The 11,520-nt window shown below is 43.6% G+C and carries 11 protein-coding genes; 9 read left to right on the forward strand and 2 right to left on the reverse strand.

All coding sequences use genetic code 11. The features are described 5' to 3' along the window. The 5 genes from GX089_05035 to GX089_05055 form a co-directional block, all read left to right on the forward strand. On the forward strand, positions 1-826 hold an 826-nt coding region (locus tag GX089_05035), incomplete at its 5' end, for a DUF4401 domain-containing protein (GenBank protein NLP01840.1). After that, entirely contained in the window at positions 817-1,305 is a 489-nt protein-coding gene (locus GX089_05040; GenBank protein NLP01841.1) for a GDYXXLXY domain-containing protein, read from the forward strand. The genes GX089_05035 and GX089_05040, both read left to right, overlap by 10 nt. Positions 1,306-1,332: 27 nt before the next feature. Further along, the gene (locus GX089_05045; GenBank protein NLP01842.1) at positions 1,333-1,692 is read left to right on the forward strand and encodes a hypothetical protein; all 360 of its coding nucleotides are present in this window, start codon (positions 1,333-1,335) and stop codon (positions 1,690-1,692) included. A 603-nt stretch (positions 1,693-2,295) separates the two neighbouring features. Then, positions 2,296-3,615 carry a 2-hydroxyacyl-CoA dehydratase gene (locus GX089_05050; protein NLP01843.1) on the forward strand — a complete coding sequence of 440 codons (1,320 nt, stop codon included), beginning with the start codon at positions 2,296-2,298 and terminating at the stop codon, positions 3,613-3,615. Continuing rightward, positions 3,573-4,322, forward strand: a complete 750-nt coding sequence (locus tag GX089_05055; protein NLP01844.1) for a 3-hydroxyacyl-ACP dehydratase — start codon at positions 3,573-3,575, stop codon at positions 4,320-4,322. Before GX089_05050 ends, GX089_05055 begins: the two co-directional genes overlap by 43 nt. A gap of 24 nt (positions 4,323-4,346) precedes the next feature. On the opposite strand, the gene GX089_05060 is transcribed toward GX089_05055, so the two are convergent. Together GX089_05060 and GX089_05065 are read right to left on the reverse strand one after the other, a co-directional pair. Further along, a complete protein-coding gene (locus GX089_05060) occupies positions 4,347-5,921 on the reverse strand; it encodes an endoglucanase (protein NLP01845.1) in 1,575 nt (524 codons plus the stop codon). Positions 5,922-6,170: 249 nt separating this feature from the next. After that, positions 6,171-6,626 (reverse strand): hypothetical protein, encoded by a 456-nt coding sequence (locus tag GX089_05065; protein ID NLP01846.1) that lies wholly within the window; start codon positions 6,624-6,626, stop codon positions 6,171-6,173. A 151-nt stretch (positions 6,627-6,777) separates the two neighbouring features. On the opposite strand from GX089_05065, the gene GX089_05070 reads away from it, so the two are divergent. From GX089_05070 to GX089_05085, 4 genes are all read left to right on the forward strand, one after another. Next, positions 6,778-9,273, forward strand: a complete 2,496-nt coding sequence (locus tag GX089_05070; protein ID NLP01847.1) for a hypothetical protein — start codon at positions 6,778-6,780, stop codon at positions 9,271-9,273. 60 nt (positions 9,274-9,333) lie between these two features. Continuing rightward, positions 9,334-10,446, forward strand: coding sequence for an aminopeptidase (locus tag GX089_05075; protein NLP01848.1), 1,113 nt, complete (start codon positions 9,334-9,336; stop codon positions 10,444-10,446). Between the two features lie 210 nt (positions 10,447-10,656). Next, positions 10,657-11,010 (forward strand): hypothetical protein, encoded by a 354-nt coding sequence (locus GX089_05080; GenBank protein ID NLP01849.1) that lies wholly within the window; start codon positions 10,657-10,659, stop codon positions 11,008-11,010. A gap of 88 nt (positions 11,011-11,098) precedes the next feature. Next, the coding region (locus tag GX089_05085; protein NLP01850.1) for a hypothetical protein at positions 11,099-11,520 on the forward strand (422 nt) is incomplete at its 3' end.

Raw genomic sequence — 11,520 nt, forward strand, 5'->3', positions numbered from 1 at the left:
CGTAGCTCTCTCATATTCAAACAAAGAGAACCACCTTTTTGAATCTCTTAGTCTCTCCCTGTCGATTCTGGGACAAATTTTACTTGCTGCCGGTATAGGAACTAATGCGGAAGATTTTAAAACAGTTTGCTATGTTGGCATAATCATAGAATTATTGATTTACCTGTTCGCTCAAAGTTATACTCATAAATTTTTATCTGTAATACTGATACCATTCTGTATGCTGGGAATTATTTGGAATAGTCCAGTTTTTGAAGCAACCAATCTCTTGATTGGAGGATTGGCGGTGGCAACAGTACTGCTCTGGATCTATGAATTACCTCTGCAAATCCGTTTTAAAAATCACCCGTATTTTTATATTCCAACCGCATACGGAACGGTTCTGGGGTTGCTTTTAATATTGATTCTTTCTATCAACAACAAGTTTTTCGAAGTAAACATCTACCATTGGTATATTACTACTCTTTTTTCTTTTTTCTCATTAATTTTTCTTTTATATAAATCGCTCTATCAGGATCTCAGAATAAGTAAGAGGCTTTTCCTGCTTATAATTGCAGGGATTGCACTCATTTTTTCCCCGACCATTCAAGCTCCCGGGATTATTACTTCTGTACTGGTAGTTACCCTTGGATTCTCAAAAAGTAACCGGATGTTACTCACTATAGGGATCGTATTTCTGGCGACGTTTCTCATTTCTTTCTATTACTCATTGCAGCAAACTCTTTTAGTCAAGTCACTGATTTTAATTTCAACCGGTATTCTGTTTTTGGGAATTTACATAGTATTTACGATATTAAAAAAGAGAGTGTCAATATCATGGAAATAAGAAAGTTGATTCTTGTTCTTTCATTGATCATAACACTGATCACAATTGGACTTTCTGTTGCTAATCGAGAAAAATTGCTTAAAAACGGTGAAGCTGTCCTTTTCGAATTAGCGCCTATGGATCCCAGGTCAATTATGCAAGGCGATTATATGACTCTTAATTACAGAACCACCCTTGGAACCAGTACATACGACATTCCACCCCGTGGTTATATGGTCTTCACGACTGACAGTCTCAATGTAGCCAGATGTATCCGTTTTCAAAAAGACAAGCATCCTCTATTTGAAAATGAAAAAATAATCAGATATTTCTGCCACAAATGGAATATCAGCATTGGTTCTGAGTCATTCTTTTTCCAGGAGGGTGATTCAAAATTGTATGCAGAAGCAAGATACGGTGGAATTAAAGTAGGAAAGAACGGAGAGAGTATTCTTTTCGGCTTATTCGATGAGAACCGTAAAGCAATCACTAAGGAGTAATGTATCACTATCAGACGGAAGCTTTCGATGCATAAATGCAAGTTTCTCAGTTTTTACATTCTTCTCATACTGTTGATAGCTGACTGTGGCAGTAATCAGGAATTATCCATAAAGTTAACTAATGAAACATCCGGTGTAATAGATACCATTACCATTTCTGTTGCCATTGATAAAAGACAGAGTGTATCTGCTTATAATTTGCAAAGATTTGACAGTATAACACTCAGTTTTGTACCCGAAGTTGAAGGTGACGGAGAACTGTTTCTAAGCATATCCCAGGATACTGTAAAAGGTTCTACCGGGTTTGGCTATTATACAAACGGGTCATTTCTTACCAGTTATTTCAACATTATTGTTAAGAGTTCAGATACGGGTATTGTTTTTTAAGAGGACTTTGATTCTTCGTTCGCTCAATTTATAGGTTTAGCAAAGACATAAAAAAAAGCAGCAAGATCTGAAACCAGAACATAATCCTGCAGAAAAGGATATTTCATCTCTGAGGTGAGTTTGTAATTCAGCAGCTTAAACCACTTTTTCATCTCCGAGGTAATTCTCCCCCACCCTTCCAATCCTCAAAAAAAACTGTCTCAACAACTAATATAAATTGCCCTATTCCAGCAAGTCAGAATGAATCCACCTTCATACTTACTGACCAGGCACTCATAATGTTGTATTCTGAAAATTCCAGCAAGTATATTTTCCATACAAGAAAACAAAATTTACCATTATTAATTCTCATATCAAGATCAATATCATCAAGGAGAACACCTGAAACTCACGTTACGCTGATAAGACCGGTCCGGTAATATCGATGCGCATACAGGTTAAAACGACTATGATCTTTACTATCTCCCTGCCGTTTCTTCTCTCACTCCTTTTCTTTGTAATAAAGACCTCTTTTCATTGCAAATATCCAGTTGGTCAGATAAATTCACTGCTGTTTCTTAGCATTTCCCATAATAACTTCACCACTTCAGAAAGGGTTCTTTTATGACTGTTGACTACAGGCAAATGTGGAAGGAGCTCGGGCTCAACCTTGAAAACCATGACGCACTGATGGAAGTCCTGGGAAAAGTCTATGCCGAGATATTTGTTTCCCAGAAAAATCGCCCCGAAAAAACCTCATACCTTGATTTTGTAATGTCAGAAGTTCACGGTGCCAGAATTCAGGAACTGGTTGAGGCAAAAAAGCAGGGACGAAAGGTAATTGGGACCTATTGCACATTTGTTCCTGAGGAGATAGTTATCGCAGCCAATGGTATCATGGTTGGACTCTGTGCCGGTGCGGATTTCGCCACAGAAGAGGTGGAAAAGATACTGCCGAAAAATCTCTGTGCACTTATCAAATCAACCTTCGGCTTTAAACTTGGCGGTGTCTGTCCATATCTGGAAGCAAGTGATCTGATTGTGGGTGAAAACACCTGCGATGGGAAGAAAAAAGCCTGGGAAGTCTTCGGTAATCTGGTGAAAAAGATGTATGTCATGGACATGCCGCAGGTAAAGACTCAGGATGGCAAGGCCTTACTGAAGAAAGAGTACCTGAAATTCATCTCTCAGATCCAGGAGTTGACCGGAAACAGTATTACTGTGGAATCCCTGCGTAAAGGAATTGAAATTGTCAATGCGAAAAGGCAGGCGGTATACAGATTATCAAAAGCAAGGATAAACAATCCTGTTCCGGTTTCCGGTCTTGACAGCCTTTTAATCAACCAGATTTTTTTCTATGAGGATCCGATCCGGTTTACCCAGCAGATAAACGAACTCTGCGATGAGCTTGAAAGACGGGTATCTGAGGGTAAAGGCTCCTTCCCTGCCGGCACACCAAGAATTCTTTTCTCCGGTTGTCCGATGGCTGTTCCTAACTGGAAAATTCCGGCCATAATAGAAACTACCGGCGGAGTGATTGTTGCCGAGGAATCATGTGTCGGAGAACGGGGAACAAGAAACCTTGTTGAAAGCACAGGTGATACTCTTGATTCATTAGTTGATGCAATTGTAGATCGGTATTTCCAGATTGACTGTGCGATTTTCTCTCCAAACCAGGACCGGTTGACTCATATAAAAGAAATGTACCGGAAATATAATGCAGACGGAGTGGTTTTATATGGAATTCAGTTCTGTTCTCCTTATGCAGTCGAAGCCATCGGTATCGAAAAAGAACTGGAAAAAAGCGGCATTCCCGCAACCCGTATAGAAACCGATTATTCACAGGAAGATGTTGGTCAGTTAAAGACCAGACTTCAGGCATTTATTGAAAGGATCGCAAAATGCCCCTCTCCGCAGGAATCGACGTCGGCTCTTCAACAATAAAGTTTGTCATCTTAGACGACGGTAAAATTGTCAATTGGGAAGTGGTGCCGTCCACTTCCCAGCCACTCTCAGCCTCAAAGGCGTTGCTTGATAATCTGGGAGCGGATGTTCCTGTCGTTGCAACAGGCTACGGCAGAGATATGATCGAATTTGAGCGGAAGATTCCGACTGTTTCAGAAATCAAGGCTCATGCTTCAGGCGCCAGGTTACTTTTTCCCTCATGCCGTTCGATTATCGATATAGGCGGTCAGGATGTAAAGGCGATAGCACTTGATAATAACGGGAGAGTAAGCCGCTTTGAGATGAATGATCGCTGTGCGGCAGGAACAGGAAAATTCCTTGAGGTTGCGGCAGGTAAATTTAACTGTTCTCTGGAAGAGTTCAGTTCCGCTGCATTAAAGGGCAAAGACGGCATAAAGATAAGTTCTTTGTGTACTGTTTTTGCAGAATCCGAGATTATTGGATTGATAAACCGCGGGTGTTCACCAGAGGATATCTCGCGTGCTCTCCATTGGAGTGTTGTCAATCGCATAAAACCGATGTACAGACGGGTAGAGGCAACCGGCCCCACCGCTGTTACCGGAGGAGGAGCAAAAAACGCCGCGCTTGTTGAACTCCTCAGTCAATGCCTGCAGACCGAAATCCTTCACTCGCCCTATTCCCAGATAGCAGGTGCGATAGGATGTGCGATTTCGGCAGCGAAATAACCGATTCCGTCCCCTGACAGAATTTCACACAAAAGCGGCAAGCGCATATATAAGAGCCGCATTCCAATTGATAGCTATCTCATTTACACGGCAGTTTGCCTCAACATCCTCATAATCAAGGGCGCTATTAGCGGGTCCCCCTACCAGGTATCCGGGCCAGGGTTCCACTACCCCATCGGCTCCACTGCGCCGGTCATGCGGATGCATCGGTGGGTTGAATCCAAGCGATGTAACAAATGAGCGGCAGAAAAAGTTCCTTCCGAAGACAAATCCCAGAGCGTCAAGGGATGTGTTTACATATTTCTCATCGTTGGTGAGCCTGAAGGCGGCATTTAACACCAGAACCTGATCGAGAAGATTACTGTTACCTCCCCAGCAATAGCTGTCTCCAAGAGGCCGCCCATAGCCATGCTCATTTCTGATGTCAACCATCCGGTCCGCAACGGAAATAAAAGAGGATTCAGTCTCCTTTTCAAGTCCCCGGTCTTTACCCCCTCTTTTTGAGAAAAGAAAGGTGTCCATGGCCAGATTTCCTACATTCTTCCAGTTAAAATCATAGTCAATTTTGGGATTCATCTCTGCAGCGCGTCTCTGAAAATCAGCCAGGTAGATACTCTCTCCTGTTGTCTCCCACAGCTCAGAAGCAGCCCACAGCCTGGCATCGGTATCGGAAGTTAAGTATCCTCCCGTAAAAAAACCTGCAAGGTCCGGCTGGTGCTCCTCAGGATTCTCCTGAAGAAAACCATAACTTCTTTCAGCCGCATCAAGGCACTTCCGTGAATAGGCAGCATCAAAAGGTTTGAAAATTCTCGATGCAGCAGCCATTATTGCAGTAAAATCCGCAGTAGCGGTACTTCCCCACCCCGTAAAGTATCTCCGGGCATTCTCCCTTTCCGGCATTATAAACGGACAAAACCTTACAGCACTTACCTTATGAGAAACAGATCCATCTCCGAACTGCATCGTGAAGAGCCAGCCCAGCTCCCATTTGATTTCCTGAAGAAACGGCGGAAGACTTCTGTCGGAATCAGGCAGATGATCGATATGCTCTATTTTAAGGCGGAAATGCTCCCAGGCTTTTATCAAAAGCCCCAGTGTAATCCCCGCATTTACAACATACTTGTTGTAATCTCCGGCATCATGCCATCCACCCACAGCATTTTCTTTTAAACCGGGCCTGCCGCAATAATCAAGCAGTGCATCATCCAGATGGCAGGCATCGTGGCTGAATCTGACACCATTATGAAGAACCGAAACAGATGTGCCGCAGCGCCAAAGATACATCGCCTGCATGGCGAGGCGATAAGGTTCCCTGTAGATGTCGTCTCCGATTTTGAAGGGTGCCGATCTGCCCACGCCATCTGCATATAGATAATACCCGCCGGGTGTAGTAACTTCGGAAAAATCTGCACAGTATATCTCCTCTCCGGTATCATGATTCAGCCGTGGTGATGAGACCTTACCTCTGAAAACCTCTTTTCTACTCTCTGAACTGATCAGGGCAAAATCTGTACATGGGGTGGCAATCGACGCTCTTTTCTCCTGGTTTTGAAGAAACCCGATGGTATTCAATCGTATGGCAACAGACACCGGTTCCAACTTTGATTCTCCTCATTAAGAGAATGATTTACCTGAAAATACTGGTCTGGCGATCAATATAAATCGGGAATCAGAAGATAGAATGGCACAGAGATTAAAAAGAGGTGGAAAGTCTATTAATTGTTATAGTGAGTGGGTTATTTTTGCTGCCAAACTCGTTTGGCTATTGGAATATCAGAGTAGTAAGATGTTGATTTTTCTCACCAGGCTCACTTCAGCTTCGTTCAGTGAGCACAACAATTCTTCATCTTAAAAAGGTCGGTTGTAGAAGACAAAACGCAACCCGATTCCTCCTGCCATGGTCCATCGTGTCTCCGGGAAGATAGAAAGTTCTGGAACAATCTCTACAAAGGCACTCAGTGAAGGTCCTTCAAAAAGGTATTCTACCCCAAGGGGAAGCCTGGCCCCCAGGAAAGAGACATCGGCAATCTGCAGTGTGGCACCCAGCCCGAAAAACACAGGAAGCTGCCCCTGATCGATATTAGGCCAGAAGTAATGATAGTGGTAGTCCACAGAAATATCCACTGTAAGATCTGTGAAAGAAAATCCGGCTGCCGCACTTACAGCGTTGTTTGCATTAAACCAGTATTTGGCACTGAGTCCACTGGGTTCCCCAAGAATTACCCCTGCTTCCAGAAATGGAATGCTATCCTGAGAAAAAACGACAGAAACGATAAATAAAAGCATTAAAGCAATCTTTTTCATCCCTCTCTCCCTCCATTTCTTAAGTTATTGCAATAAAAGTGCCTTAATGGCAGAAGAAGGGAGGAAAAATTGAGCCTTTCACCCTTTTTTGATCACAAAATATAGAAAGATTTACATAATGCGACATCTTATCATTTAGGCGGGGTTTATCGTGAGAAAATCAAGAAACATTTACCTTCTTTTCATCCTCTCTCTTCCTCTCTCTGCAGCCATACATATTAACCAGTTGGGATACGAGCTTAACGGCCCTAAAACCGCCATCCTCGAAAACTCCTCGCCCACCTTCCCTTCTTCTTTCACAGTCGAGACAAGCACCGGTACTGTAGTGTATACCGGTTCCGTATCTTCTGCTCTGGAGGTAAGTGGATGGAAGGGACGGTACTTTGCAGTGTGCGACTTCTCATCCCTGAACACAGAAGGCGCTTTTCTCATAAAATCAGGAAATGAGGAATCCGAGACATTTGAGGTTGGTAAAAATTTCCTGTTCAAAAAAACAGCCGCTGATCAGGTCACATTCTTTAATGGCATGCGCTGCAATCTTCCGGACAACTCCATCCCAAAATTTATGCAGGGAGGCAGTTACGATGTGCATGGAGGATGGTGCGATGCTACAGGGGATCAGGGTAAATACCTCTCCCATTTATCATTTGCAAATTACATGAACCCTCAGCAGATTCCCATGGTCATCTATTCGCTTCTGAGGGCCTGGGAACTCGATTCAACAAACCTCAAACAGTTAAACGCCAAAATTCTTCAGGAGGCCGCTTACGGCGCAGATTACCTTATGAGAATTCTCGACAGTGAGGGCTATTTCTACCAGATCATCTTTGACAGGTGGGGCTGGGACGAAGCTGAAAACGGTGGTCTGAAAAGGGAGATCTGTGCCTGGGACTTTGATAAAACCATCACCCCTGAGTACCTCCAGAGCGGCCACAAGCTGGCTCAGTACCAGTCGGCATTCAGGGAAGGAGGCGGGATGGCAATCGCCGCTCTTGCAAAAGCCGCAGCTATGGGGATTTCAGGTGATTTTTCATCTTCAGCATATCTTCAGGGAGCCATCAAAGGGTATGCTCATCTTAAAACAGAGAACACCAAATACTGTGATAACCGGCAGGAAAACATAATTGATGACTACTGCGCATTGATGGCTACTGTTGAGCTTTTCAGGGCAACTGCTGACCTGGAGTATCTTGCCGATGCCCGTCTGAGGGCAGAAACACTTATCGGCAGGTTCGATCCGCAGGGATTTTTCTTCTCAGACAACAACAGGCGCAGACCCTTCTACCATGCCTCTGATGAGGGACTGCCCATTATCGCTCTTCTGAATTACCTCTCTGTCGACGATCTTTACAGACAACAAATTATTACTCTTCTTTCCCAGTGGAAAGAGAGACAGCTCTCTCTTAACCCGCTGGAAACAAATCCTTTCAGGTACATGCGCCTGACCTGGACTCCATTTGACACATCTGCCGGTTCAGTGAACAATCAGGGAGGCAATCTCGCAGCCGGAAAAACACTCACCGCATCCTCAACCGAAGCCGGGCATCCTGTAACAGATGCGGTTGACGGAAGTCTTAATACCCGATGGGGAAGCACGCTTTACAATAATCCAGAGCTTACCTGCGATGAATGGCTGGCTGCAGATCTTGGAAATATCTACAAGATCGAAGAGGTGACTCTTATCTGGGAAGCTGCTTACGGCACACAATATACAATCGATATCTCCATGGATGGATCATCGTGGAACAGCATAATCACTGAACCGGCAGGTGATGGAGGTACAGATATGTTTACCATTTCCCCTGCGGTTTCAGCCAGACACATAAGAGTGCATGCCACAAAAAGATCTCTTCAGTATGCCGGCGTTTCTCTTTACGAGTTTCAGGTTAAAGGCGTTCTTGAAGAGCAGGAAACAGATACCGATCAGAAACCGGTTGAACTGAGAGTCAGCTTTTTTCAGCCGCACACCAACGAAACCGGCTACTGGTGGCAGGGAGAAAACGCAAGAATAGCATCTATGAGCGCAGCACTGCTATCTGCAGAAATCACACTTAACCCCTCATTCCAATACGGGAACAATGATGTATCTCATCTGGCAGCATCACAGTTCGACTGGATTCTGGGGAAAAATCCTTTTGATATCTGCATGATGTATGGCTATGGGTATACAAACTACCCGGACTACCCCGGCAAACCCGGATACGCCTTTCCTAATGTCAAGGGAGGGATATGCAATGGTATCACAAGCAGCGATACAGGTGAAACTGATATCTCTTTTATGCCCTTTGGAGGGACATCGGATGACTGGAGATGGATAGAACAATGGCTCCCCCACAATGCCTGGTATCTTCTGGCAGCAGCAACTCTTTCCTATGTCATTGAACGCCCGGTTATGGCAGTGATGCCGCCTGTGCAGAGAGCCTCTGTTTCCCCGGTACAGATAAAACTGGCCGGGAAAAAGATCTCCATAACTGCAAGAGAAAAAGCTTCCGTATCAATTATTGACATAAGAGGAAGAACCATATCGAGGAAAGTAATCAATGGAGAGGGCTTTATAAACCTGAAATCATTTCCCTCAGGATCGTATCACGCAGTTGCAAGTACAGGCAAATCGAGAAAGGTTTTTAATTTCTTTATCATAAAGTAATCTCCGGCTCTTAAGAGCCGGGCTCCTCTTGAATATTCCATTAAACTGCACTGGTATACAATGGCAGGAGTTAATTTTCCTGCACGTGTTATCATTTTATCAAATGAACATCTTTTTAAATCATCGATGAAATCCAGAATTTTATCAATAGTTGCTATCTGCCTGAGTCTTCTGCTTTTTAACGGCTGTTATCTCATAAAGCAGGGCACTTACATCCTTCGATATAATTTCAGGGCACAGAAAATCGATAAGGTTTTAAATGATCCGGAAACTCCTGAGCCAACAAGGGAGTTTCTGGATCTGGTGCAGGAGATAGGGGCATACGCCACTGACAGCATTGGGCTGAAAAAGAACAGAAACTACACTACTTATGTCAAGATCGATAAGGACTATCTGGTGGATGTCGTTTCAGCGGCGGAGGATGTCAGTTTCAAACAGTACAAGTGGTGTTATCCCTTTTTCGGCTGTTTTCCGCTGAAGGGCTATTTTGAAAAGGAAGATGCTTTAAAAGAAGCTGAGAAACTGAAAGGAAAAGGCTACGATGTCAATGTAGATGAAGTCGATGGATTCAGTACTCTTGGAATTTTCAAGGACCCGCTTTACAGCTTCATGAAAGATTTCTCCGTCTTTGGAATTGCCTCGTTTATTATTCACGAACAGACACACGCAACAGTGTATGTTAAAAACCAGGTACAGTTCAGTGAGGAACTCGCTACCTTTGTGGGAAATACAGGTGCCATGAATTTTATCAGGCAAAAATACGGAACCGATTCTGATATTTACCGCAGTGCGGTTCTTGCTGAACAGGATAGAGAAACATATCTGGGCTTACTGAGAGGGCTTTACAATGAGCTGAAAAGTATGTATCAGAGCGGAATCAACAGAGAGGAGAAGCTCAACAGGAAAGAAGAAATAATAGCTGATTTCAAGGAAAAAGTCTCTACAGAATACAACCGGTTTTTCAAAACCGGAAGCTACAGCCGGCTCAGTAAAATCAATATAAATAATGCTTATCTTGCCATACGGATGACCTATACAAACGATTTAAAATTGTATCAGGAGCTTTATATAAAAGAAGGTGAAAACCTCAAGAGTTTTATGGATTCAGTGATAAAACTGAGTAAGAAAAAAGGTGATTTGAAGGAGCACCTCATGAAAGAAATCAATAAGTGAGTTCTCATGGAATTGCTCTGGACTCCAGCCCTCCTTCTGTTCCAATAAGAGAGAATTTGACCTCTGCTTAAGGTAAATTAAATATATTCTTTAGTTATATTTATCAGATCTGAGTTGAGGTTTTCAACAACTATCTCCACAACAGTACGATATGTGGCATAATCAGTTGTAACTTATTATTTTTTGATCTGCAGTTCAGGGGGATTGAGATTGGTGGGTAAAATTTTCTATATAAAAAATGCTTTCCTTGGCGTTTTTGTTTTCCTGACCGTATTAAATGTGGTCAAATATGAGATGTACATGCTCCTTAACCCGACCTGTGTTCAAAAAAACATATCAGAAGATGCCTGTATCTCACATATCCATTACAGACCGCATGTCCACAAAGCAAATGGATCAGATCCACTAAAGGAGATTGGAAAAATCCTTGACCTGATAACCCTTTTCCCTGAGTCCTTTTATAATTGTGAGCCACTAAACATCAGCAATGGTTTAACGATAGATACTCCTTCTCTTTTCCCGGACATCGATTCAGGTCAGTATAATCTGCATCTTCGGATTTAAGACCTTTTTCGTCTATTTTAACTCTCGAATAACGCAGGTCTTTGAAGCCTGAAAAGATATTAACATCAAATTCCAATCAGGAGGATTTATGCATTTCCTGACATTTTTAATGGTAGCGATTCTTTTAGCTGCCAACACCTATTCACAGCAGAAACCTGATAATGCTGAACCTGCAAAAGCAGAAGCTGCAAAAGCCACTCCGGCAAAAACTGAAGCTTCAAAAGCCTCGCCGGCTAAAGTGGAGCCTGCAAAGGCTGCTCCGGCTAAAACTGAAGCTCCGAAAGCAGCACCGGCTAAAGTGGAGCCTGCAAAGACTGCTCCGGCTAAAGCTGAAGCTCCGAAAGCAGCACCGGCTAAAGTAGAGCCTGCAAAGGCTGCTCCGGCTAAAACCGAAGCTCCGAAAGCAGCTCCGGCTAAAGTGGAGCCTGCAAAGGCTGCTCCGGCTAAAGCTGAAGCTCCGAAAGCAGCACCGGCTAAAGTAGAGCCTGCAAAGGCTGCTCCGGCTAAAAC

Origin of the sequence: Fibrobacter sp. (assembly GCA_012523595.1) — a bacterium.
Taxonomy (GTDB): Bacteria; Fibrobacterota; Chitinivibrionia; order Chitinivibrionales; family Chitinispirillaceae; genus JAAYIG01.

Coding starts and splice junctions, on each gene's coding strand:
- GX089_05065 (NLP01846.1), bottom strand. CDS start 6,626: ATGAAAAAGATTGCTTTAATGCTTTTATTTATCGTTTCTGTCGTTTTT.
- GX089_05050 (NLP01843.1), top strand. CDS start 2,296: ATGACTGTTGACTACAGGCAAATGTGGAAGGAGCTCGGGCTCAACCTT.
- GX089_05055 (NLP01844.1), top strand. CDS start 3,573: ATGCCCCTCTCCGCAGGAATCGACGTCGGCTCTTCAACAATAAAGTTT.
- GX089_05075 (NLP01848.1), top strand. CDS start 9,334: ATGGCAGGAGTTAATTTTCCTGCACGTGTTATCATTTTATCAAATGAA.
- GX089_05040 (NLP01841.1), top strand. CDS start 817: ATGGAAATAAGAAAGTTGATTCTTGTTCTTTCATTGATCATAACACTG.
- GX089_05045 (NLP01842.1), top strand. CDS start 1,333: ATGCATAAATGCAAGTTTCTCAGTTTTTACATTCTTCTCATACTGTTG.